Consider the following 22,190-nt stretch of genomic DNA (forward strand, 5'->3'; position numbering starts at 1 on the left):
GGTAGTTTACCAGCGGTGGTGGACGTGTTCTTCGACGTACTTCTCGTAGACGTCGCGGGTCGCGCCGTGGGCCTGATGTTCGAGCGGGCGGGCGTTCGACGCGGCGACGTTGCTCCGGATGTGCTCGGGCGAGGTCGACCCCGGAATCACGGTGGAGACGGCGTCGAAGTCCAGGATCCAGCGGAGCGCGAACTGCGGCAGGGTGAGCATGTCGGGGACGTGCTCGCGGAGTTCGTCGACGCCCGCGACGCCCGCTTCGAGGGGGACGCCCGCGAACGTCTCGCCGACGTCGAAGGCGTCCCCCTCGCGGTTGAAGTTCCGGTGGTCGTTCTCCGGGAACGCCGTGTCCTCGTCGATGGCACCCGTGAGCAGCCCCGACGCGAGCGGCACGCGCACGATGACGCCGACGTCCTCGCTGGCGGCGGCTTCGAGGAAGCGCTCGGCGGGCCGCTGGCGGAACGGGTTGAAGATGATCTGGACGGTCTCGACGCCCGGATATTCGATGGCCTTCATGCCCTCCTCGACCTTCTCGACGCTGACGCCGTAGTGATCGAGTTTGCCCGCGCTCTTGAGGTCCGCGAGCGCATCGAACGTCTCCGGCTGGTAGTACGTCTTCGTCGGCGGACAGTGGAGTTGGACGAGGTCCAGGGAGTCGACGCCGAGGTTGTCGCGGGAGCGGTCGACGAACCGTTCGAGGTTCTCGTGCGTGTAGCGGTCGGCCTCGTGCGGGTCGAGGCGGCGGCCCGCCTTCGTCGCGACGATGGGGTCCTCGTCGCGGCTCGCGGCTCCACCGCTCGCTCTGTTCGAGGCCTCCCGTTCGTCGGCCTCGCGCTCATCGAGGACCTCGCTGATGAGGCGCTCGCTGCGCCCGTCGCCGTAGACGTCCGCGGTGTCGAGGAAATTCACGCCCGCGTCCAGCGCGGCGCGCACGGCGTCCTTGCCCTCCGCTTCGCCGACGTCGCCCCAGTCGGCGCCGATTTCCCACGTGCCGAGGCTGACTTCGCTGACGTCGAACCCGGTCGAACCGAGTCGTCGCTGCTTCATACTGGACGACGAACCCGAACCCACCTAACGGTGTGGGAAAGCCGTGAGGCTGGCCGGTTAGTCGAAGCTCGGAGCGAGCAGTGCGAGTCCGACGACGAACGCGGGGAGGCCGACCAGCAGCGCGGACGCGTACGCCAGCACGACGAAGCCGTCGGGCGCGCCGAAACTGGCGGCGACAACGGTCAGCAGCGTCGTCTGGGCGAGGAGGAGTGCGAGCAGGCCGTCGCGGTTGCTCGCGGCGGCGGTTCCACGCGTGGACTCGCGGGTGGCGTCCATATCGGCGTTCGTGTCACCCTCTCGGAAGTATCTACCGGGCAGTCAGCTTTTATGTGACGTTCGGGAGTAGTTGGGGACGCTATGGAACTGACCTGGTTCGGCCACTCCACGTGGCGTGTCGAAGTCGGCGAGACGACGCTGCTCATCGACCCGTTCTTCGACAACCCCAAGACCGACACCGACCCCGAGGAGGTGGACCCCGACCACGTGCTGCTCACGCACGGCCACGCCGACCACATCGCCGACGTGGACCGATTCCGGGGCGCGCACTTCGTCTCGACGCCCGAACTCGCGGGCTACCTCGGCGACCAGTACGACGTCGACGACGCCACCGGGATGAACCTCGGCGGCACCGTCGAACTCGGCGACGCCTACGTGACGATGGTGCGCGCGGACCACTCCAACGGCATCGACACCGGCTACGGCACGTCCGCCGGGATGCCCGCGGGCTACGTGATCTCGGACAAGATGCCCACGCAGGTCGCCGACGAGGACAGCGAGACGTTCTACCACGCCGGCGACACCAGCCTCCACACGGAGATGCGGGACGTCATCGCGCCGTTCCTCGAACCCGACGCCGTCGCCGTTCCTGTCGGCGACCACTTCACGATGGGGCCGTGGCAGGCCGCCGTCGCCGTCGACTGGCTCGACGCCGACGTCGCGTTCCCGATGCACTACGACACGTTCCCGCCGATCGAAATCGACACCGACGACTTCGTGCGCGAGGTCGAAGCTACGGGTAGCCCCGCCGACGTTGAAGTGCTCGACGGCGACGAGACGTTCGACCTCTCCGAACACTTCTACTGACGGCGCCGTCGCGCGGTCCAGCAGGACCGCGTCCGTGCCGGCTTCCGAAAGAACAACGCTTACGGCGCGGGCGTGAGTTGCCTCGCACGTAATGACAATCGAAGTCACCAGTACGTCCGAGGAAGGCTACGTCACGCGGTCGCGCGTCGGCGACTACGAACTGACTGTCGACGCCACCGAGGAAGAAGGCCCCGAACCGAACGGCGTTCTCCTCGCGGACTACGCGTCATGTTTCGTCCCAGCGTTCCGCGTCGGCGGCAACAAGGAAGGCTTCGACGACCTCGGCCGAATCGACGTCGATGTCGAAGGCGACCTCGATGACGATGACGACCTTGAGGCGATTCGATTCCACCTCCTCGTCGAGGAGGATCTCGACGATGACGACTTCGACGCCATCGTTGCCCGCGCCGAGGACATCTGCCACGTCCACAGCGCGCTCCGCGAGGGCCTCCACGCCGAAATCACCGGCGAGACCGGCGCGTTCTAAACGCGCTCCCGTCACGACTACCCGTTTTTCGTCGTAGCATACAAGCACGCCCACCGCGTAGCCGCGGCCATGACCGACGATTGGCAGGACATAGTGGTCGGCGCGCGCATGGCAGTCGACACCGAATTCACGGACCGAGTACGTGGGTCCTCGCTGTCGAACTCCCAGTGGGGACTCGTGATGACCGCCGTCGAGTTCGACATTGAGGACGCCGACGATCCCGAGAACGCACGGATCGTCGCCGACACGTCGAAGCTCGAACACGTCCTCCCGGAGATGCAGAACGTCGACAAGCAGATGGCGATGGGCGGCGGTGGCGGCCGCGAGCAGTCCAAGAGTAGTGGTGGTGTCGTCCGCGGTATCAAGGACGCGCTCGGCCTCGGCAGCGACGACAACGGCGACGAGGAACTCGAAGCGGAAGCGACGCAGCTCGCCGACGAATATGCGGATGCGCTCCAGTCCCACCTCGAAGACGAAGGCAAGTGGGAGGACGTGCGGCGCGCGGCGGCCGGCGACTAACCGTCCCCGGAGTGGAACAGCGTGAGCTCCTCGGCTTCATAGATGTTGAGGAGTTCCTCCACGAGTTCGTCGTAGGACTCGTCGCCCTCGCGGAGCGCGTCCAGTCGCTCGACAGTCTCCTCGCTGAGGTGGACGTCGGGCATACGCAGACCTAAGGCTACCGCCAGCATAAATCCACTGTCGGGAAGGTTTTTGCCCCGTCGCGCCCACGCTACGACCATGTCTGACGGCTTCAACCTCGACCTGCGGAACGCCGAGGAGGAAATCGACGTTCCCGAGTCCTTCGACGGGAGCGTCGTCCTCGGTGTTCTGGACGGGACGACACCGGACGGTGACTGGCTCGGCGAAGTCCAGGACGGCAACGTCCTCCTGCTCGCCGTCGACGGCGACCTCAACGACCTAGCCTCCGGGTTCGCCAGCGACGTCAAGGATGCTGGTGGGACACTCATGCACTTCCGGGAGTTCCTCGTCGTCACACCGCCTGGCGTCGGCGTGGATGCCGACCGGCTGTAACTAGACATACCTTGAGTGCTGCTTCTTCGACAGTTACGCCGCCCCTTCGAAAATCGCGTCCGCGGACGTTCGCTCACGGTTGAATGACGTTACTGTCGCTCGAATGACGTCGCCCTCCGAGAGTCGATCGGGGACGTCCTCGGTGAACAGCACGAACCCCTCGACTTTGCCGACGGCGACGCGCTCGCCGGAGTGGTGGTCCGTGAACTCCGTGATGCCGAACTCGTAGGTGTCACCGAGCTCGACGGGTGGTTCGCGTTCCTGCGCGGCCTCGTGGGCGCGCTGCGATTCGCCGCCCGACGTCAGTCGTCGCCAAATCCCCAGTACGCCGAGTACGACGACAACTGCGCCGACGCCGCCAGCGACCAGCACGTAGTCCATGCAGTACGCCTCTCGGTCGAGGGCCTACAATCCGTCGACTGCTGGGGAGGTGTGGTTCGGCACACGAGAACTGGCTTGCGGCGGGAATCGTGGGCGTGCCCTGTTTTTTGTGACTGGTCGTCGTACGGACGCACATGCCGATGAAAGCCACCGGGCGCGCGACCGACTTCGCGGAGATCGACCGCTTCGACGACGGCGTCGGGTGGATTGCACACCCCGAGGAAGAGATGCAGCGGGCGAGCCACGCGCTCGCCGTGGATGACGAGGTCTGGGTGGTCGACCCAGTAGACGCCGAGGGCATCGACGACCTGTTCGCGGAGTTCGGCGAAGTCCAGGGCGTCGTCGTGCTGATGGACCGCCACGGACGGGACGCCGCAGCAGTCGCGGAACGGCACGACGTGCCGATTTACGTGCCGTCGTTCGTCGACCCGGACATCAACGCGCGCACGCAGCCGGTGACGGGCGAACTGCCCGGGACCGACTTCGAGGTCGTGCGGACCGTCGACTGGCCGGGCTGGGACGAGGCCGCGCTCTACGACGGCGAGACGCTCGTCGTCGGCGACGCTGTCGGCACGGCTAAATACTTCACGACCGGCGACGAGCGTGTCGGCGTCCACCCCATGTTGCGCGTGAAGCCGCCGAAAGCGCTCGAACAATTTGAGCCGGAGCGCATCCTAGTCGGGCACGGTGAGAGCGTGATGACCGACGCCGCCAGCGCGCTGGAGTACGCTCTTGACGGAGCTCGACGACGTGCGCCGAAAGCGTGGCTGGACGCCGTGCGGTCGATGGTGTAAGGTCGGAGTACGATAGGAGAGACGCGTTCAATCTTCGAGCCGTTCCCGGAGCCGAGTCGCGTCCTCGAACATGTGGGTGTTGTTGAACATGACGTAGATATCGTCGGCGTCTAACTCCTGGAGTCGGTCGGCGAGGTCGTCGAGTTCGCCGTCCTCGTAGCGGTAGTCGTAGTCGTGGATGTCCCCGGTTTCGCCGTGCATCCGACAGTACGCGACGTCCGCGTCGTCGACGGGGTCACGGTGGAGCGGATTGACGACGTGTACGAGGTCGAGGTCCGTGCAGACGTCGGCGACGCGGTCCGGGTTGTCCTTCCACTCGCCGCGGGGCTCCCACGCAATCGTGTAGCCGCGGCGGTCCATGTTTGAGAAAACCCCCGAAGGTTCGACTCGTACTCCTCGGTCGGCCCGAAGCTCGGCGACGTCTGGAGGACAACGACGTCGGCGTTGGGCGCGTCCGCGCAGTTGAGCGTCGCATTCCACGCGTCGCTGACCGCTGGCGAGTCTTTGAAGTAGCCGACGTCGCCCTTGGGGAGCGCGTCGCGGTGATTGTTCCACGTTGGACTCGACGACGGATGTGTGACCGCCTGCCACGCCTTCAGCGCAAACGTGAACTCCTCGCCCGCTTCCTGACGCCACCGCTCGGCCGTCGACACCTGGGGGAGTTCGTAGAACGTCGACTGGAGTTCCACGCTCTCGAACTCGTCGGCGAACGCCGCGAGCTTACTCTCGTACTCTTCTTTCCAGCCCTCAGGCGCGTCATAGCGGCTGTACCCGCAGGTCCCCACCGTTACCATGTACCAAGTGATGGGTGGATTGCCGAAAAGGCTACTCGCCGGCTACTGTTCGTCGCGGAGCCGGTCGATGCGCTGGCGCTGTTCACGGTGCAGCGAGACGATGATGTCCGAAACCACGCCGAACATGACCAACTGGACGCCTAACAAGAGCAAAACGCCCGCGACCATCGTCAGCGCCTCATGGGAGATGCCCTTGAGGAACCAGTCGTAGCCGACGTACGCCGCGAGCGCGACGCCCGCGGTCCCAAAGACGATGCCGACGCTCCCAAAGTAGAAGAGTGGATTCGACGTCTTCGCGAGGCTGTACAGCGTGAAGATAATGCGTGCGCCATCGGAGATTGGGTTGAGGTTCGTCTCTGATCCCTTAGGGCGGGCACAATACGTCGTGGGGACGACTACGACAGGAATATTATGGCGCGCGCATTCGACGGCCATCTCCGTCTCGATGCCGAATCCCTCCGCGGAGAGAAACATCTGCTCGAACGATTTCCGGGTGAATGCCCGGTAGCCCGAGAGGATGTCGCCGTAGTCCTCGCCGTGGATGCGGTGGAACGCACGGTTGATGAGTCGGTTGCCGATTTGGTTGAGTTTCGTCATTGCCCCCGGCTGCATGTCCGCCGTGCGGTCACCGACAACGTGCTTGGCATCTCCAGAAACGAGCGGGTTGAGAAGACGTGGAGCCTGTTCGGGTGGGTTCGTGTCGTCGCCGTCAAGCAGCAGGACATAGGGTTCGTCGATGTGCTTGACGCCCTCGCGGACAGCCTGGCCCTTGCCGGAGCCCGACTGCTGGACGACCTCGGCGTCGTGCTCGCGCGCAGTTTCTTGGGTATTATCCTCGGAGTGGCCGTCGACAACGAGAACGTGGCCGATGCCGACATCGTAGAGGCCGTCCACGACGTCGCCGATGGTCTTCGCCTCGTTCCGCGTCGGAACGAGCGCACACACGTTCTCGTAGTCGGTCATTAGGTTTGCTTGGACGGGGCGGGCGCAAAAGTCGTTCGCTCTCAAGGGGGAGAGCCGACGGCACGACCTCGGGACGGAATTCTCGCACCCGCAGGGCCTAAAACAGTGCATCTGCAACGTTAGTGTATGAATTTCCTCTGGGCGGCCGTAACGCTCGCGGTGGTCACGGCAGCCCCGTATTTCGCGTATCTGGGGTTGTACGCCTGGATTCGTCCCAACGGCTCTCCAGCCCAGAAGTCAGAGTGGGAGCCCTCGGTTAGTATCGTCCTCCCAACGTATAACGAGGCAGGCATCGTCGAAACAAAGCTTGATGACGTTCTAGCGTTCGACTACCCGATGGAGAAGGTCGAAGTCGTGGTCGTCGACTCCTCGACAGACAAGACTCGAGAGATCATTCGCGAGTTTTTCGCGGATCTCGATGAGCCAGATTTGGTGTTGCTTGAGGAAGACGAGCGGCGCGGGCTGGCGCCCGCACTCAACGACGCCTACGAGGTCGCATCGAATGAGATGGTCGTGAAGACGGACTGCGACTCGAAGGTCGCTTCGGACGCGCTTCGAGAGGCAGCCGCGAATCTCGCTGACGACGAGATCGCAGCGGTGACGGGGAGTAATGTCGAAGTCCTTGGCGGCAGCGAAGTCGAGTCAGGCTACCGTGGCGTTCAGAGCCACATTCAACAACTCGAATCACATCTCGACTCGACGCTGATCTTCCACGGCCCATTTTCCGCGTTCGAGAACGACGCACTGTTGCCGATCGATCCGAACTCCCTCGCTGACGACACCGAGCTGGCGCTGAAGATTCGCCGTCAGGGCGGACGCGTGATTTTCGATCCCGCCGTTAAGTACATGGAGGCCTCTCACTCCCAGTTCGTCAAGCGACGCAAGCAGAAAGACCGGCGCGGGATGGGGCTGATTCGGTTGCTGGTACAGCACCGGGACGCACTCGGTGGCTACGCGAACTACGGAAAAGTGGTGCTGCCGTTCAACTGCTGGTTCATGATTATCTCGCCGTGGCTAATGACTGCTACTCTGGTGGTTGGTACGGGGGCCGCTGTTTCTATGTTCAGTATGGGCGGGGTTGCGTTCCCGCTTGCTGTTGGTGGGTTCGCATATCTCGGGCAGAAGGACTTGCTTGGACCGGTACAGGCTCTTTACTCGGTGTTCGATACTCAGGTGTCGCTGTTGCGGGCGAGCGTAGAATTACTTAAAGGGGAAGGTGACGGGATGTGGGACGTGGACAGCGAATTGCGGGAGGCATTCGAATAATATTTCCGGGTATGGACAGTTTATGTTTATACTATACCCCGGGAAAAGCACTAGGTTAGTTCATAACTAACTGCTCTCAGCATATTGGTGGTTCGAGTGTGGACTTACCTAGTTTATGCGACTAGTGCTGTCTGTGGGGAGTTCCCTGAAGGATACTAAGGTATTTCAAAAACCGGTACCTTCACTCCGGCATGAAACCTAACATTCTACTCGTCGTACTTGATACGGTTCGGGCGAAGAGCTGCTCACTCTACGGACGAGAGCGTCCAACGACACCCGCTCTTGAAGGATTAGCGAACGAGGGGGTGACATTCAATCACGCCATCGCACCCGCAACATGGACTCTCCCTAGCCATGCAGCGATGTTTACCGGGGAATATCCGACCGATATTGACGTCCATGCGAAAAACATGTTACTCTCAGACGATATAGAAACGGTGGCGGAAGCACTCCAAGCGCAGGGGTACGATACAGGTATCTTTTCGTCTAATCCTTTCCTTACCCAGGGTTCCGGACTTGATAGGGGATTCGCTCATTCTCATACTTCCAACCTCCGCGTACAGCTTTTCGACGACGGTTTCGATCCCACTCGTTACATTCGCTCTCGGGAGCATGAGGACGGCATCGCGAAGGTTCGGGAACTGTCCAAGGAGATATGGGGGACGCCCCAGAATCTATTCAAGAATATACTAAACGCCGCTTACTATAAGTACAGAACAATTACTTCCAATCCGAACCAATCGTTCGACCCATCAGAAGACGATGGGGCAACGGAGTCAATCCAGGCCTTCGAACGGTGGGTACAAACTGCAGAGGGGCCATTTTTCGGGTGTCTCAATTTCATGGAGGCTCACACGCCGTACCGTTACCGGGAGCGGTTCATCTCGTCAGATACGAGCCTTGAAGAAGTATCCGAGGTTGACCAAGACAGATGGAAGTACCTATCAGGTGAGATAGAGCTCACCGACAGTGTGAAGTCAATCCTTCTCGCACTATATGAGGCTGAGATCCACTATCTTGACGAACAACTGACGGAGTTATGGTCGTTTCTTCGGAGGACGGACCGATGGGAGAATACGCTTGTCGTTGTTACAAGTGACCACGGCGAACTTCTTGGGGAGCATAACTTACTCTACCACGACATTAACCGGTTGTACGAACCACTAGTTCACGTCCCTCTTCTGATTAAGTACCCGAACGAGCGACACGCCGGTGAGCGGGTCAAATCCACTGTAAGCCTGACACAGATCTCGGATACTATTCTAGCGGAGGCCCTAGAAGATGCGGACGTAAGCACCCCCTTAGGCCCAGGAGAACCAGTCCCTGACATCGTCAAAACAGACTTCGTGGGAATGAACCAAACACTTCCCGACGAACGATATGTGGACGTGTACGACGACTTCAACGCTCAATCACGTGCCGTGTACGAGGATGGGTCGAAGTACCTTGTGTACGAGAACCGGGCAGGGAGAGTCGGTAACCTTCCACTGTCGACATCAGACCCGACCGAAATAGTTGAACAGATTGACTTGAACGACGTTCCAGCTCACATACGAGCGTTCGCTGGGCTGGATGGGGAAATTAGCCAGCAAACAGAATTTGAAGCGAACGACGTCATCAAAGATCGTCTCAACGAACTTGGATACCGATAGACACCCGATTTGGCTGTGACTGACAGACCGTGACACGTGTAGGAGAGTACGACAGTGGAGCGACAGACTGACTCACTCTCGTTGTTCCAGATACCCGAGAGCCTCTAGTCGTTCCCTGTCAACGTCGCTTTCTGGCTCGCGTGGTGGCTTCACTTCACGTGTCTTTAGGGAGTGTGGGATTTCCTCGCGTAATTTCGACGCCATATCAGGGTCCGCTTCGATTAGATTATTTTGCTCCCTTGGATCCGATTCAAGATCATACAGCTGTTGTCTATCCTCCCCCCATATCAGCTTCCACTCTTCCGTTCGGTATGCGACAGCGGGTGCGGAGTCCCCCGGTTGACCCAGTGCGAAGACATGTCTGTCAGCGTCTTCGTCTAGTGGTGTCCCCATGAACTCATCCCGATCCTCATCAGGAAGATGTATTGAGTGAATGGTCGGCGCGATATCTAGCAATTCACGCATCTCCGTGACCCGGTCCGGGGCGTCCAGGACTGGCGACTTCGCGAGAAGGGGAACGTGCATGAGCTCGTCGTATGGATAATTTCTGTGGAATGATCCTCCGTGTTCGTAGAACTCCTCGCCGTGGTCGCTTGAAAAGAAGATGTTGAGGTCTTTCCAAATTCCCATGTCCTTTATTGAGTTAAACAGCCGCTCAATATGGCGTGAGCAATATCGGAGGTCAGAGTCGTAAAGATCGCGAAGCAGCCCCCATTCTTCTTCCGAGACCTTTCCTGGATTCACTCCCGCTCGCTTCATTAGCCGCTTAATCTCATCCTCGTCAACCGGCGAATCTAGATACTTCGGGTCGTCGTCGTGAACACCGTACGGACGGTGTGCCTCCATATAGTGGACCCAGAGGAAGAAGTCGTCTTCAGCATTCGATTCGATCCACGTCGTCGCCCGATCTGTGACCTTTTCTGCGCTGGTATATCCGAGATACTGGAATCCGCTCTCATCGAAGAACACGTTGTACGGCTTCTGTAGGAGATTGTATATTGGCTCGAGGCCTTGTTGCTGGAGGAATTGGCTGATGCGTGTTGCCGGGCGGTTAATCTGATATTTAAGTTCCTCTAGCGGTGGCCGATCATTATTCGCCTCGTCGTAGAATTTGTCTCGACCGAGGTCAATTGTTTCGTCGAATCTGTACCCTCCATTTATTAGGTCGATTCCGATTTGCGTGCCGACAACCGCAGTCAGTATATCTTCCGCAGAAAGTACAGACGCGATCGTCGGGAACTCATCAATCGCATCGTATGCGAGATGATTCGACGTCATAATAGCCGGAATCGAGATCCGTGTGTAGGAACCATTAGAGAAGGCATTCTCAAATACCGTCCCGGAGTCGGATAACGTGTTGAGGACAGGCATGGTGTCCCGTTCGTAGCCATAATGTGCGAGATGGTCTGCTCGCAGAGAATCGACAGTGACGAGAACGGTCTGCATACCGTGCGGTGGATTCGAGGTATTGTTAAAATTACTGGTCTACTCTACCAAGTTTGTTGCTGATAAACCAGATCTTAGCGGAAACTGGGTTCTGACATAAAAGTCTCAACAAATAATGGGTCTCCCTTCCAGGAATCGAAATAACACTCATATTCTGGCGATATCGCCGTAAATCGACCATAGCGTGTTCCGCGCGTGCCGGCTTACCCCCAGAAGGACACCGCCATAGAGGAGGACGCCAAAGCCGACAAGCACGACGAGCTCGAACCAAGATCTGACAGTGACGAACAGATTGAGTGCCTCAACCCCCAGGAGCATGACACCACCGGCAATAACCTGATCAAGCAGCGGACGTGGGAGCGGTTCGATATCCGGAACAAGCTCTCGTACTGCCCGCATCGAGAACACGAGTCGGAGGAACTCCGTTAGTACGGTCGCTATGACAACCCCGATGGCTCCGACGACGAACAACAGGGAAATTCCGACAACAAGATTGAACAGGAGCGTGGAACCGTCGATACGCAACTCCCAGTCCGGCCTGTCAATACCGGAGAGCGTCCGCTGATAGACATCAGTCTGGGTCGTCAACACCTGATACAGGGCGAGACCAACGAGAAACTCCGCAGCCGCCGCGTAACTGCTGCCGTACACGGTGACGACGATGTCTTGGGCAAGTGCAACTGCGCCGAAGAACAGGGGAATAGCGAGGATACTGTTGTATGAGATCGCGTTCGTGATGTCGCCAGATATCGCCTCTCCTCGGGAGTGGAAGTTCGACACTTTCGGCATTAGCGCGCCGCCCACCGCGGCCATCATGAACGTTGCTGGGACGGTTAGCCGATACGCAACCTGGTAATATCCAACGGTAGCAGTCGTAAGAAAAGCGCCAAGTACTATGGTATCAAAGTTTCCCGAGGCAGCCCCCAGTAGTCGGGTGAAGATACTGTACCGTGCAAACTGCCACACGGATTTAATCGTTCCACGGGAGGGAAGGGTCGGGCGAACCCGAATGAAGAACAGTCCAACGGGTATCACCAGTAACGTCGCACTTGCCAGTCCGTACCCCATACCGGCGGCTCCGAACCCTGCGAGAATGAATCCGATCTGGAGAGGGAGTGTCAGCATAGAACGAAGAGTATCGTTCCAGATCTGAAATCCGGGATGACCAGCCGCACCGATGAGTTTTTGAACCAGCAGGAAGGTCCCCAGCGTAACGAACAGTAGAAAGAAAACCAAGGCGGCGTTGTCTACGTTCGTCTCGGCTGTGATAACCCCTCGAAAGAGCCACACGCCGAAGCCTGCGACGAGGAACATCGCGACATCAAACAGGACGACCGTGCCGAGAAGCTCTTCATGTGGCGCGTTGTGCTCCGAAAACCGTTTCTGGATGGCACCACCCAAACCGTCGAGCGGACGAGTCGATATCGTGACGAAGGAAAGCAAGAAGTAGAAACCGCCGAACGCCTCGGGGCCGAGAATCCGTGCAAAGAGAATCGTTCCGACGAATCCGAGAACGGCCTGTACGAACTTGGCGATCAGGCCCTTCAAAGATTCGAGACCCAGATTGATGTTGCCGGCGTTACTTCCACCCTCGTCGTTAATCATCGGTAACCAAGCCGTTCAAGTCGTTTCTTGGTGCCTTCGTCGACAGATCTGGCCGAATCGGTCGACCTCACCGGCTGTTGGGTGAACGACTCGAACGTCCCTGCAACGACGCCCGTGTCGGGAGACGGTACTGTCACAACCGTATTTGCGTCGAACACCCACTCAGTTGCGTGTTCGTCTTTCCACTGGAAATGTTTTCGAACGTAGTTATCCTCCGTCGGTTCGTACACCGCCCTGACAACCTCCTCGAACGGGACTGTGTCCTCCCCAGCGTTCCTGATGCGGTCGAGAAACCCGGTATCCGGGGCGCTACCGACGGAAACGACTGGGGCATCTGAGACAAACGGATCTGACGACCCATCCACTTCCCTGTCGCGTACTGCCCGAACTACGTCGGGGAACTGCGTTAAGGAAACGGGTTCGGTGACCTGTGCCGCACGTTCCTGATTGGGATACTTCACGACTAACGGAACATGAAAGTTCACCTCATGCCCACCGATAGCGTGCCCCGCAATACGAAGCGGGCGTAGACGGCTCGGCTCGCCGAACCCATCACCGTGGTCGGCAGTGACGACGAGTAGGGTTTCTTCGAGGACGTCACGTTGTTCGAGGGTCTCGACGAGGCGGCCTATTTCGTAGTCAACCTGCCGGATAGCACCATCGTAGAGGTGTTCCGCCACTTCACAGCGCCACATCGATCCGGGCTTGGTGTAGAAACCAGCTGGGTATGGATTGACGTCCGATAGGACCTCCGCTATCGAGTCATCTGCCCAGCGATTGTGTTCTGCGCGTGGACTGTATGGATGATGGGCGTCCATATAGTTGATGCAAGCAGCCCATGGCTCGTCCTTCGTGGCCTCCCAGTTGAGAAAATGATCAGTGTAGCGGCTCCCTCGACTGACGCCCCCCGAGAAGCGCTGTGAGATATTATCGGGGAGGAGAGCCGGGTAATCCCAAGCCAATTTTGTCGTTAAGCCGTTAACAAGTGACCGAACTGGTTGACCACTTCCAATCGCCGCTCTGAGGAATCCGGATAGGTCACCGCTGTACTCGTGGGGATCGGCTGCTGATGGGTAAAGCGGCTCTGTCGACTCCCCCTCCACGGTCTTGAACCCGTCTTGAAGCCCTGTATCGAGTTCGGTCAGGAATGGATTTTCCGAGAAAATACCGGTTGCATAGCCGTCCGTTTCGAGGGATGAGAACACGGAATGACCTGGTAGAAGCCGGTCCCCTTTCTGCGTTATCCCATGTTCAGGCACTGAAAGTCCAGTGAAGAGGCTAGCATGGCTCGGGAGGCTCCATCGGCTCGGGGATCGGGCCTGCAGATACGTCGTTGCACGCTCTGCGAGTGAGTCTAGTGCCGGGGTCGTATCATGATGGTGTCCGTGCAGACTGGTGTTTCGGGCTCGTACCGAGTCAAGGACAATGAGCAAGATATTCGGCTCCCTACTCATAGCGACGTGTCCGTGTACGAGTACGCTTTATCCGGAACGTCGGCGTCGAAACAGTTTTCCTCCACATCTGGGGGTGCGTCAAGTCTAATGTCGTCGTACGCCCCCGATTCACAGCCCTCGTACAGTCGGTCATCGATTTCGTACGCGAGCGGGTCGTTTCGATTGAATGTTTCAACCCGGTCTTTCGAGCGAGCCCAGAGATATGTCGTCGCTATGGTTCCGGTGTCAAGTACCTTCCGCCAAATGGGGAGGTTCGATTCATAGAGGTGGCTCAGAGCGTATCGTGGCGACAAGCCGCTTCGGAACTTCTCGCGATAGTTATAAACGTACCAACGTATGGCGGTTTCTAGGTCATGCTCCACATCGATGTGCTGGGCCGTCTTCACGTCAAGCAGTCGTAGATACCCGTGCCGGAAAAATCGACGAGTCAGTTCGTTCTCCTGAAACCCGTGTGGATAAGGTCGCCAACCACCGAGTTCCTCGTGTAGTTGCTTAGGAGTTATGCGCATTCCGCGCGTGAGTAACTGAACTGGTCCCTCTGTATTGACGTAGTCAAGATAGAACGACAACAGGGAGTCAAAACAGTCCGCATAACGCATGTCGGCATCGACCTGCTCCAGAAGATACGTTCCATTCGCGGCCTCGACGCACTGTTGTCGGGCTCTCCCAAGCCCTGTTTTCCGCTGGTCAAGCACCTGCATCGGTACAGAAAGGGCCTCCCGTTGTGATTCGAGAAACTCGCGTGTCCCGTCATTAGAGCCGCCGTCGACGACGACGATTTCGTACTTCTCATCCAACTGCTGGGATACCGACTCGAAGAACTCCGCAATCGTGCCACTGTCATTATATGTACAAATACAGACAGTAAACAGCGGGCCCTGATTCATCCGTTATACGTAGTAGAGTTCAGCATAAAAAGACCACCGTTTCCTGTAGTCTAACGCTTATACAATAGTGTCTACAGCGGTCTGGACTAGTTCCCTCGCACGCTTCTGAAAGGCCTCTCGGCCCCACGGTTGGGCTGCCTCACGGATACGATCCGGATTCCAGTCTCCGTTCAGGACACGGTTAATTCCGGATCTGATCCCGTCCTCTGAGACGGCGGTGACAACGCCGGTTTCCCCGTCAACAACGTGGTTACGCAGATTTGGCTCGTCGGGAACGATAACCGGTTTGCCTGCAGCTTGAAACTCCTTCGGCGTGATACCGCAATGTTCGAGTTTGGCGAAAGCAACACCACCGATACTCCTGGCCACGACTTCCTCTAGTTCACTATCAGTTAGCCCGGGCCGAACTTCGACATTTTGGAACTCCGAAAGTTTGGACTGGAGGGGGCCAGACCCGATCACGACGAGTCGTACATCAGCGTTTGAATTCGCGAATGCCCGAGCAACCAGTTCGGGGCGTTTCATTGGGACGAGACGGCAAACCATCACGAAGTAGGGGGGTGAATCGGGTTTATCGGCATAGAAATTGTTAACACGAACCGGTGGATGGAGTACTTCTGAATTGGTCCGATAGTGGCGCTGAATACGCTGACGCGTGAACTCGCTGTTCGCGATAATTTCGTCCACGAATGTTGTGAAGTGCTGGTCTATGACACCGAGTCCTAGACTCTTCGCCCACTCAAACGGACCAGGTTTTGGGATGCCGTAGAAATGAGGCGGAGGAACGTGACAGTAATTGATGTGTGATTGGTGGTACTTCGGTACAATCCATTTCGACATAGTTGATGTTGACAGAAGAACGTCTTCATCGAACTCAAGTCCCCCAAAGCGCTGCCCAACTCGGAACTCTGCATAGTGTTTGGGGATTTGCCTGTAGAACCAGCCTGACATGCCGTTATGAAACTCCGACTGGAACGGGAACTCGGCGTCCACATCGGACCAAAATTCTTGATCGACAGTGTGACCGACAGTTACCGGCGCGTTGAACGTCCGTGCTAGTTCCCGAGCTACTCGAGCACTACCTCCAGGCCGGATGAAACTTCCGTCATGGAGAATTCGGACATTCATTACGACACCGCCGTGAGGACATGAACGTCCTCATCCTCTATCTCGATACGGTCGTTCTCGATAGTCATCCCCCTTGATCGTAGAATTGCACGAGTCTCATCAGTAGGCGCGTCGAAGATACCATGCGTTTCGACGATGACAATTTCCGGGAGAGTTGCGTCTTCTAGGATACTCACTTCGGAACCTTCACAGTCAAGTACCAGTATATCGCAGTCTGGAAGCGACTCTGGAGGGACCCTTTCTGCGTCCTCCGAGTCGTTCCAAAGTTCCGTTGGGTCTCCAACGATAGCGTGATTGACAGTAGTGCCCGCTGCTGCTTGGTTAAGTTCGAGTGTCTCCTTGATTTGGGTGACCTGTACTGCCGCTCCTTCAAAGACGGTCACACTACCACTTAGGCCTGCACACCGTTGGGCGATGACCGTCGACACACCACGACCGCCTCCAACAATGACAACCTCATCGCCTGGGTCGATACGGTCCCGCATCGCCGCAATCAGAGACTCCTCGTAGTGTGGTTTGACATCAGTTGCGTCTAAGAGTTTCCCTGAGCGGACGGCGACGCCGTTATGAACAACAATCTTTCCAGGGAGATATGGACGGATAGCGAAGTCATACAACGTCTGAAAAAGAGTCTTTATCATAAGTATCCTAGGTCCTTAAGTCGGCTTTCAGCCATATTGTCTTCTATTTCTGTTGGCGGTTCCAACGTCGGTTCGTACTCGCTGTAATCTTCTGCTGTCGTCTCGCACCAGGGGACCATGCGAAGTTCTGGTACTGCTATTTTTGCTGGATGTTCGTACATTCTGTATTCACCGAGTAAATTTCCATGATCAGAGGTTATGATGACATTCTGTGCATCCATGTTCCGCATGAGGACCGAGAGAGATTCAAGCACGTATCTGAGATTCTGGCGATATCTTCGCCAGACGGTGTTACGCTCAATCTTCCCTTCTCTTAGCAAGCCCCATGGACTCGTTGCCCCGAATCCTTCTCCGAGTGGATTTTCTACAAACGGATGATGGGGTTGCATATAATGGAGGAGCATTCTGTTAGGGTTGTGCGCCCGGTGTAGTGAGATGGCTCGGTCAGTGATTGCGTCTGGTCGTATTGTCCCCAGCGATTCATCCCACTCGTACTCCCACACTTCATCAAAGACATCAAAGTTTCGAACAGGGATACTCTCAGCGGAGTTCGGATTCCCGGTCACGTGGACAGTTCTCTCAATTTCTTCACGGTATTCCTCCGTGAAATTTCTCCGCATCCATTCCGAAGACGAGCTTCCGACCGAGTGAAACGACTCTAATGTCTCAAGGAAGCCGTACTCGTGATATACTTCCTCCATGAGGTCGTACCGGCACGCGTCGAGAACGATCAGAACGTCCCAGTCCCGCTCGTAAATCGGTGTGCCGTTGTCGAACCAGTCGAGACGTCTGAAGGCCCCCTTCCAAAGTTGGCGTCCAGCTCGTCTCGCACCATCAATTCCATCTGAACGCAGGTCCCCGACGGTCTGCTTAGCCCATTCCGTTGCTGTCATGTGTATCCGAGATCGCGCAGATGGTCACGTACGCCCTCTTCTTCACTATCCGTCATAGAGGTCACGCCTTCGTCGGTTATTCGCGGTCGCTGATTACTGCTCAGTACGGCCCAGGGTACCTCAACTAACCCAGGGTGACGGACGCCCTCCGGATGACCGTACAGTTTGACAGGGAAAGGCCACACACGCTCACCTAACAAATTCCCATGATCCGACGTCATCACCGCGCGTCCAGGTAACTCCTGTCCCAGCTCATACGCTTCGTCGAACACAGCGTCCAGATTGGCCCGGTATAATTGCCACACGGTTTCGCGGTCAATCTCACCGTTACCCAGTGCCTCCCACGGATTGTCGGCAAATCGTTCGTTGAACCCGATATCGGATGTTATGAACGGCCGGTGTGGCTGCAAATAGTGAATGACGAGCCGCTTGTCTGGGTGGTCAGCATGCGCGGCCCGAGCCGCCTCGGTAATGTCCTTAGGCATACACGGCCCATCTGTCTCACGCCACACTTCCACAAGCTCGTGGAACGTCTCACTGGCAACATCAGACACCCAACCGTTCGAAGAGACGTAAACAGTGTCGCCGAGTTGCTCACCTTCGAAATTCTCCCGCGTCCACTCAGGCGTACGACTGCCGGGACTCTTAACACTACGATAGCTATCGAAACGAGACGTGTCCACTACTTCCTCGAATAGGTCGGAGCGACAAGCGTCCAGTACGATAAGCACGTCCCAATCCTCTTCGAGGACGTAAGTGCTATCGGAGCGCGTCGGCCATATGTTTGTATGGAACGGGCCTACAATCCGTGCGCCAATCCGGTGGCGCCACCACATTGAGTTATTCCAGTTCTCTCGTAGCTCGCTCACAGCATAATCGATTTTCGCTCTAAGTCCAGTCCTCTCAGTCATTCTATGTATCCCAGTTCTCGCAGTCGATCCTCTGTTTCCTCGTCAAGGTTCTCGTTGCTCCCAGCTCCCACGTCTGAAACGTCGGATTTTAGTTGCTCCTTCAGTGCCTCCTCAAGTTCGACCGGGTGGTCTCCCCAACAGTCGTTCCGTTCCATCGGATCGGTGGACCGGTCGTAGGCTTCCCAACTTCAGTACCTCACAAAGCATCGCCAGTTAGCCTGACCTGAGCCATCTGTTCTGTTGTGATGAGTCGTCAGTAACGGTCGAGCAACGCTGATCGAAGAGGGAGCTGTCGCTGTCGGCGGCAGTCAGCCGCCGACGCGACAGCGTTGCCACTCCTGAAGGGAGCTTGCTCGGTCGGTGACTACCGGTGGAACCGGTCGTCAGGTGGCCGATTCGCGGGGACGGCCCGACGCACCGCGAGGGCCGTCCACGCAGCCCGCCGAACCATATTCACGAACTCCTTGTACGGCCACCACCAGAGGCGACGCCCGCCTCGGCGCGGCGTCGCCACGTATTCGTAGTGCAGATACCGCCACGCATTCTGCAAGAGCAGACTCACCACAACGTACAGAAGTCTCACCGTCGCGTTTCGCGTCGTTGTCGTCGCTATCGCTTGCTCGGACAAGCGATAGCTTGACTCGATACCGAAGCGTTTCGAGTAATGGTATCGAGCCTGGCGTGGTGTCTCGATAAACGGCGCGTCAGCGGCGTAGCCGTGACGCGCCACACCGTGGTCGTCGTACCGTCCGTTCAGGTACGTACAGTCGATGTAGACGGGAAACTCGACGGTCCAGCTGTGACCGTCGAGTTTCCCCGTCAGATCGTGTTGAATGACGCGACTCCACCCTTCCGCAAGTTCCTGCTGAATCGTCTTCCCCCACTGAATGATCGGGACCACGTAGGCGTAGTTGTGCGCCTGCAACAGCGTGAGACACTTGCTGTCGTAGAATCCGCGATCAAGGTAGACGGCCTTGACATCGGCGTCAAGGCCGTCGAGTACACCAAGAAACTCAGCGAGGACACTGCTGGCGGTGTCGCCGTCTTCGAGACGGCGCACCGCCAGCGTATATCGTTTGTTCTTCACACGCGCGTAGAGTGTGGCGTAGGCGTGGAATGCGGTGGTTCCACGCTTGGCTTCCGAGTGATAGAGGTTCTCCGTGTCGTCTTCATCACCGTAGTAGGGCCGCAGGTGGAGGTCTGCGCAGACCTCCACCTGCTCAGGAAGCAGTTCGACGATATCTCGTCGAAGAAGCGTGTTAGCGACTCGTTCGAGCCGTTTGGGCTCGAACTTCGTCCGGAGATGGTAGAGGATCGTGTTGGCAGCGGGGCCGTTCTGACTCGACGCACAGAGCGTAGAGACAGAGGTCCCGTCGGCGCAAGCGCCGACGAGGACCTCATAGATGCCCTCAGTAGTGATTTCAGCGTTATTGGCTAAGGAAAGCGGAACTTCCTCCTCAAGGGTGTTGACGAGAAAGTTAAGAAGCTGGTCCTCGTGAATCTCACTGTCTGCTTGCTGGGTCGTAGACACACCTTCAGCAAGCAGACGTTCTAACTAAGCGGCTTTGTGATGTACTGAACTTTCCTCTGGGAATTCCTTCGCACCCCAGTCGCCCTCAGGGTGATATATCACCTTCCAATCCTCGCCTACAGCGGCAGCCATCCGTTCGCCATCTTCCATCACATTCTGAATGGTTACGACATCACGATCAACGCGTTCGTCGCTCAGTAATGAAGGGCGGGCACCTGGTCGCTCATCTGAACCAGCAATATCCAGAATAGTACTTCCGAGATCAAGTAGCGACGTAGGACCGCTTATCCGTCCGGTCTCTTCAACGTTCTCCATGACGAGTGGCACGCGCGTAACTGTATCATACATAAGTGGTCGATGTCCGTAGTTCGCATGCTCGCCAAACTCGTCGCCGTGGTCGCTATGGACAATCAGCGGTTCTTCACCGTAGCCTTCATCGGCAAGTTTCTCACGGAGTTCCTCTACAAACGCGTCCGCGTACCTGATCGTGTTATCGTACGCGTTGATTATATTCTGACGGCGTTCACCAACCAAGGTTCGGTAGCGACGCATAGCGTAATTCCATGCATACGTCGAACGGACGCCAGGTTGCTCCCATTCGTGATATTCTGTGGGTGGATAGTACGGGTGATGAGTGTCGATTAGCAACACCCACAGGAAGAATGGCTCTGGTGCTTCTTCTACAAATTCTGCAATATCATCCCACATCTGCTCCCAATGTGGTGGCTCCTTCCCGCCAGCCATTCGTTTGAAATCGACGGCGAAGTTCGCTAGGTCTACTTTTTGAAGGGCTTCGTAGACGTTTTTCTTCCATCCGGAGTCTGTGCTATCATCCTCATCCCACATATGGTCCTCGTAAATATCCCATCCACGATTCCAGCCAAAGGAGGAACTTACTAAGGCGTTGTAGTGGAACCCTCCAGTATAATACCCCTCTTCCTGTAGGTATTCTTGGATGAATTTCCGGTTTGCGTTTGCTTCTCGCCAATGTTTGGGGTTCGGGTACTCCATGCTCCCGCTCGCATGTTCCCCGGAGAACATCCCCGTGAAACTTGCAGGCGTCCCGACAGCTGGGACCTGAGGGTCATCGAACACCAATCCATTTTCAGCTATCTGACTTAGGGTAGGAGTCGTCTCTCGGTCGTATCCGTACAGTGGTAAGTGGTCTGCACGGACGCTATCCCACGATACCAAAATGATGTTCTGGTTTTCAGGCATTATTTGTTGCGTCGTATCCTAAGTCATTAAGCAGATTGGCGAACTCAAACGCGAAGGCGTCTAGCCCTGTTTTTTCGTCGAAGCCGGACCCATAATTGGAAGCACGGTGGCTGAGTTCAACTCGTTGTTCATGTGGAAGCGCAAAATACCAGTTGATCGCACGCTCCATGTCTGACGGTGTTGGGTCGGCGATGAGACGCGGGTTTACACCACGAACCAGAGCGGCTGTCCCGACGCCAGGGGTTGTGACAACCGGTAGCCCCGAGCAGAGCCCTTCTAGTGTCGCGACTGGGAATGCCCCAACCGGTGCCGGGAACACCATTAGGGATGCTGACTCGAACAACTCGATCAGTCGCTGCTCACTTACGAAGCCGTGAGTCACTATTTGCTCTGACTCTACGATGTCGGTCGTGTCTGGCCCGACGAAGTCGACTGTCACCCCAACGCTAGTTTCTGCGACAGCATCAACCAGTATATCCTGTCCGTTTTTCTCTCGATATTTCCCGACACATATAATTCGCGGGTCCTCAAGTGACGGATTCACCTCTCGTAGTTTCGAATATCGTTCGTCCTCCACGAATGGATGTGTGACTCGGACCGGACCGTTGGTAAAACGGTCCGCAATCGTTGCAATCCGCTCACTCACTGCGAGCGTTCCATCAATAAACCGCTGTGCAAAACGGTGGGTGAGTCGACTCAACCGACTGCGACTCGGCATCGGGTCGACTAGATCGTGGTATGTTGAGTCTGCACCAAGAGCGATAACTGGCCCAGACGTTCCAAACGCCTTCAAGACTGCTCCTTCGGCAAGTGGGACACCGCCTTCGAGAAGAACGGGACGGTTTCCGAAGTTGTGCGTTCGACCTGCGTGAACCCGGTTTGTTGGGCGACCAGTCTCACACTGCACCATCTCGGCACCTATGTAGGATGCCATCTTTTCATGAACCGGATGTGGGTCGTAGTAAAGAAAAACTGGCTGC

The 22,190-nt window shown here is 57.4% G+C and carries 24 protein-coding genes and 1 pseudogene; 7 read left to right on the plus strand and 18 right to left on the minus strand.

The features are described from left to right. Positions 1–6: 6 nt before the first annotated feature. Positions 7–1,044 carry an aldo/keto reductase gene (locus LT974_RS06150; protein ID WP_232589829.1) on the minus strand — a complete coding sequence of 346 codons (1,038 nt, stop codon included), beginning with the start codon at positions 1,042–1,044 and terminating at the stop codon, positions 7–9. A gap of 57 nt (positions 1,045–1,101) precedes the next feature. Then, positions 1,102–1,320: a hypothetical protein gene (locus LT974_RS06155; RefSeq protein WP_232589831.1), complete on the minus strand. Its 219-nt coding sequence runs from the start codon at positions 1,318–1,320 to the stop codon at positions 1,102–1,104. A gap of 81 nt (positions 1,321–1,401) precedes the next feature. On the opposite strand from LT974_RS06155, the gene LT974_RS06160 reads away from it, so the two are divergent. The 3 genes from LT974_RS06160 (at position 1,402) to LT974_RS06170 (ending at position 3,133) form a co-directional block, all read left to right on the plus strand. Next, the gene (locus LT974_RS06160) at positions 1,402–2,127 is read left to right on the plus strand and encodes a metal-dependent hydrolase (RefSeq protein ID WP_232589833.1); all 726 of its coding nucleotides are present in this window, start codon (positions 1,402–1,404) and stop codon (positions 2,125–2,127) included. A gap of 91 nt (positions 2,128–2,218) precedes the next feature. Beyond that, positions 2,219–2,614, plus strand: a complete 396-nt coding sequence (locus LT974_RS06165) for an OsmC family protein (RefSeq protein WP_232589835.1) — start codon at positions 2,219–2,221, stop codon at positions 2,612–2,614. A 69-nt stretch (positions 2,615–2,683) separates the two neighbouring features. Continuing rightward, complete coding sequence (locus LT974_RS06170) at positions 2,684–3,133, plus strand: DUF5799 family protein (protein WP_232589836.1); 450 nt, start codon at positions 2,684–2,686, stop codon at positions 3,131–3,133. Here LT974_RS06170 and LT974_RS06175 read toward each other — a convergent pair. Beyond that, the gene (locus LT974_RS06175) at positions 3,130–3,276 is read right to left on the minus strand and encodes a DUF7557 family protein (RefSeq protein ID WP_232589837.1); all 147 of its coding nucleotides are present in this window, start codon (positions 3,274–3,276) and stop codon (positions 3,130–3,132) included. The genes LT974_RS06170 and LT974_RS06175 overlap by 4 nt on opposite strands. Positions 3,277–3,352: 76 nt before the next feature. Between LT974_RS06175 and LT974_RS06180 the strand changes: the two genes are divergently transcribed. Beyond that, positions 3,353–3,646 carry a DUF5779 family protein gene (locus LT974_RS06180; RefSeq protein ID WP_232589838.1) on the plus strand — a complete coding sequence of 98 codons (294 nt, stop codon included), beginning with the start codon at positions 3,353–3,355 and terminating at the stop codon, positions 3,644–3,646. A gap of 33 nt (positions 3,647–3,679) precedes the next feature. On the opposite strand, the gene LT974_RS06185 is transcribed toward LT974_RS06180, so the two are convergent. Continuing rightward, entirely contained in the window at positions 3,680–4,027 is a 348-nt protein-coding gene (locus tag LT974_RS06185; RefSeq protein WP_232589839.1) for a TRAM domain-containing protein, read from the minus strand. 134 nt (positions 4,028–4,161) lie between these two features. Here LT974_RS06185 and LT974_RS06190 point away from each other — a divergent pair, with 134 nt between their 5' ends. Beyond that, entirely contained in the window at positions 4,162–4,821 is a 660-nt protein-coding gene (locus LT974_RS06190; protein WP_232589840.1) for a hypothetical protein, read from the plus strand. Positions 4,822–4,848: 27 nt separating this feature from the next. On the opposite strand, the pseudogene LT974_RS17870 reads toward LT974_RS06190, so the two are convergent. Then, positions 4,849–5,615, minus strand: a pseudogene (locus LT974_RS17870) (DUF72 domain-containing protein). A gap of 42 nt (positions 5,616–5,657) precedes the next feature. Beyond that, a complete protein-coding gene (gene aglJ / locus LT974_RS06200) occupies positions 5,658–6,578 on the minus strand; it encodes an S-layer glycoprotein N-glycosyltransferase AglJ (RefSeq protein ID WP_232589842.1) in 921 nt (306 codons plus the stop codon). 126 nt (positions 6,579–6,704) lie between these two features. Between aglJ and LT974_RS06205 the strand changes: the two genes are divergently transcribed. Beyond that, positions 6,705–7,844 carry a glycosyltransferase gene (locus LT974_RS06205; RefSeq protein ID WP_232589843.1) on the plus strand — a complete coding sequence of 380 codons (1,140 nt, stop codon included), beginning with the start codon at positions 6,705–6,707 and terminating at the stop codon, positions 7,842–7,844. A gap of 191 nt (positions 7,845–8,035) precedes the next feature. Next, positions 8,036–9,496, plus strand: a complete 1,461-nt coding sequence (locus LT974_RS06210) for a sulfatase (protein ID WP_232589845.1) — start codon at positions 8,036–8,038, stop codon at positions 9,494–9,496. Positions 9,497–9,568: 72 nt separating this feature from the next. Here LT974_RS06210 and LT974_RS06215 read toward each other — a convergent pair whose 3' ends face one another. The 12 genes from LT974_RS06215 to LT974_RS06270 form a co-directional block, all read right to left on the minus strand. Next, positions 9,569–10,942 carry a sulfatase-like hydrolase/transferase gene (locus LT974_RS06215; RefSeq protein WP_232589847.1) on the minus strand — a complete coding sequence of 458 codons (1,374 nt, stop codon included), beginning with the start codon at positions 10,940–10,942 and terminating at the stop codon, positions 9,569–9,571. Between the two features lie 147 nt (positions 10,943–11,089). Next, on the minus strand, positions 11,090–12,547 hold the full coding sequence (locus LT974_RS06220; RefSeq protein WP_232589848.1) for an oligosaccharide flippase family protein: 1,458 nt from the start codon (positions 12,545–12,547) through the stop codon (positions 11,090–11,092). After that, positions 12,544–14,001 carry a sulfatase gene (locus LT974_RS06225; RefSeq protein WP_232589849.1) on the minus strand — a complete coding sequence of 486 codons (1,458 nt, stop codon included), beginning with the start codon at positions 13,999–14,001 and terminating at the stop codon, positions 12,544–12,546. The genes LT974_RS06220 and LT974_RS06225 overlap by 4 nt, the downstream gene beginning before the upstream one ends. After that, on the minus strand, positions 13,998–14,888 hold the full coding sequence (locus LT974_RS06230) for a glycosyltransferase family 2 protein (RefSeq protein ID WP_232589850.1): 891 nt from the start codon (positions 14,886–14,888) through the stop codon (positions 13,998–14,000). The genes LT974_RS06225 and LT974_RS06230 overlap by 4 nt, the downstream gene beginning before the upstream one ends. Before the next feature lie 57 nt (positions 14,889–14,945). Further along, complete coding sequence (locus tag LT974_RS06235; RefSeq protein WP_232589851.1) at positions 14,946–15,881, minus strand: glycosyltransferase; 936 nt, start codon at positions 15,879–15,881, stop codon at positions 14,946–14,948. A gap of 134 nt (positions 15,882–16,015) precedes the next feature. Beyond that, the gene (locus tag LT974_RS06240) at positions 16,016–16,657 is read right to left on the minus strand and encodes an FkbM family methyltransferase (RefSeq protein WP_232589852.1); all 642 of its coding nucleotides are present in this window, start codon (positions 16,655–16,657) and stop codon (positions 16,016–16,018) included. Beyond that, positions 16,654–17,550 carry an alkaline phosphatase family protein gene (locus LT974_RS06245; protein ID WP_232589853.1) on the minus strand — a complete coding sequence of 299 codons (897 nt, stop codon included), beginning with the start codon at positions 17,548–17,550 and terminating at the stop codon, positions 16,654–16,656. The genes LT974_RS06240 and LT974_RS06245 overlap by 4 nt, the downstream gene beginning before the upstream one ends. After that, a complete protein-coding gene (locus tag LT974_RS06250) occupies positions 17,547–18,035 on the minus strand; it encodes an LTA synthase family protein (protein WP_232589854.1) in 489 nt (162 codons plus the stop codon). The genes LT974_RS06245 and LT974_RS06250 overlap by 4 nt, the downstream gene beginning before the upstream one ends. Positions 18,036–18,457: 422 nt before the next feature. Next, a complete protein-coding gene (locus LT974_RS06255) occupies positions 18,458–18,616 on the minus strand; it encodes a hypothetical protein (protein WP_232589855.1) in 159 nt (52 codons plus the stop codon). A gap of 209 nt (positions 18,617–18,825) precedes the next feature. Beyond that, entirely contained in the window at positions 18,826–19,992 is a 1,167-nt protein-coding gene (locus LT974_RS06260; RefSeq protein ID WP_136361172.1) for an ISH3 family transposase, read from the minus strand. A 24-nt stretch (positions 19,993–20,016) separates the two neighbouring features. Next, a complete protein-coding gene (locus LT974_RS06265; protein WP_232589856.1) occupies positions 20,017–21,210 on the minus strand; it encodes a sulfatase in 1,194 nt (397 codons plus the stop codon). Then, positions 21,203–21,787, minus strand: a complete 585-nt coding sequence (locus LT974_RS06270) for a glycosyltransferase family 4 protein (RefSeq protein WP_232589858.1) — start codon at positions 21,785–21,787, stop codon at positions 21,203–21,205. The genes LT974_RS06265 and LT974_RS06270 overlap by 8 nt, the downstream gene beginning before the upstream one ends. Between the last annotated feature and the right edge of the window lie 403 nt (positions 21,788–22,190).

It is taken from the genome of Halobacterium noricense, from assembly GCF_021233435.1.
GTDB classification, from domain to species: Archaea; Halobacteriota; Halobacteria; order Halobacteriales; family Halobacteriaceae; genus Halobacterium; species Halobacterium noricense.

Excerpts from the sequence above, each read along its gene's own strand:
- LT974_RS06150 (WP_232589829.1), bottom strand. The coding sequence starts at position 1,044 with ATGAAGCAGCGACGACTCGGTTCGACCGGGTTCGACGTCAGCGAAGTC.
- LT974_RS06155 (WP_232589831.1), bottom strand. The coding sequence starts at position 1,320 with ATGGACGCCACCCGCGAGTCCACGCGTGGAACCGCCGCCGCGAGCAAC.
- LT974_RS06160 (WP_232589833.1), top strand. The coding sequence starts at position 1,402 with ATGGAACTGACCTGGTTCGGCCACTCCACGTGGCGTGTCGAAGTCGGC.
- LT974_RS06165 (WP_232589835.1), top strand. The coding sequence starts at position 2,219 with ATGACAATCGAAGTCACCAGTACGTCCGAGGAAGGCTACGTCACGCGG.
- LT974_RS06170 (WP_232589836.1), top strand. The coding sequence starts at position 2,684 with ATGACCGACGATTGGCAGGACATAGTGGTCGGCGCGCGCATGGCAGTC.
- LT974_RS06175 (WP_232589837.1), bottom strand. The coding sequence starts at position 3,276 with ATGCCCGACGTCCACCTCAGCGAGGAGACTGTCGAGCGACTGGACGCG.
- LT974_RS06180 (WP_232589838.1), top strand. The coding sequence starts at position 3,353 with ATGTCTGACGGCTTCAACCTCGACCTGCGGAACGCCGAGGAGGAAATC.
- LT974_RS06185 (WP_232589839.1), bottom strand. The coding sequence starts at position 4,027 with ATGGACTACGTGCTGGTCGCTGGCGGCGTCGGCGCAGTTGTCGTCGTA.
- LT974_RS06190 (WP_232589840.1), top strand. The coding sequence starts at position 4,162 with ATGCCGATGAAAGCCACCGGGCGCGCGACCGACTTCGCGGAGATCGAC.
- aglJ (WP_232589842.1), bottom strand. The coding sequence starts at position 6,578 with ATGACCGACTACGAGAACGTGTGTGCGCTCGTTCCGACGCGGAACGAG.
- LT974_RS06205 (WP_232589843.1), top strand. The coding sequence starts at position 6,705 with ATGAATTTCCTCTGGGCGGCCGTAACGCTCGCGGTGGTCACGGCAGCC.
- LT974_RS06210 (WP_232589845.1), top strand. The coding sequence starts at position 8,036 with ATGAAACCTAACATTCTACTCGTCGTACTTGATACGGTTCGGGCGAAG.
- LT974_RS06215 (WP_232589847.1), bottom strand. The coding sequence starts at position 10,942 with ATGCAGACCGTTCTCGTCACTGTCGATTCTCTGCGAGCAGACCATCTC.
- LT974_RS06220 (WP_232589848.1), bottom strand. The coding sequence starts at position 12,547 with ATGATTAACGACGAGGGTGGAAGTAACGCCGGCAACATCAATCTGGGT.
- LT974_RS06225 (WP_232589849.1), bottom strand. The coding sequence starts at position 14,001 with ATGAGTAGGGAGCCGAATATCTTGCTCATTGTCCTTGACTCGGTACGA.
- LT974_RS06230 (WP_232589850.1), bottom strand. The coding sequence starts at position 14,888 with ATGAATCAGGGCCCGCTGTTTACTGTCTGTATTTGTACATATAATGAC.
- LT974_RS06240 (WP_232589852.1), bottom strand. The coding sequence starts at position 16,657 with ATGATAAAGACTCTTTTTCAGACGTTGTATGACTTCGCTATCCGTCCA.
- LT974_RS06245 (WP_232589853.1), bottom strand. The coding sequence starts at position 17,550 with ATGACAGCAACGGAATGGGCTAAGCAGACCGTCGGGGACCTGCGTTCA.
- LT974_RS06250 (WP_232589854.1), bottom strand. The coding sequence starts at position 18,035 with ATGCCTAAGGACATTACCGAGGCGGCTCGGGCCGCGCATGCTGACCAC.
- LT974_RS06255 (WP_232589855.1), bottom strand. The coding sequence starts at position 18,616 with ATGGAACGGAACGACTGTTGGGGAGACCACCCGGTCGAACTTGAGGAG.
- LT974_RS06265 (WP_232589856.1), bottom strand. The coding sequence starts at position 21,210 with ATGCCTGAAAACCAGAACATCATTTTGGTATCGTGGGATAGCGTCCGT.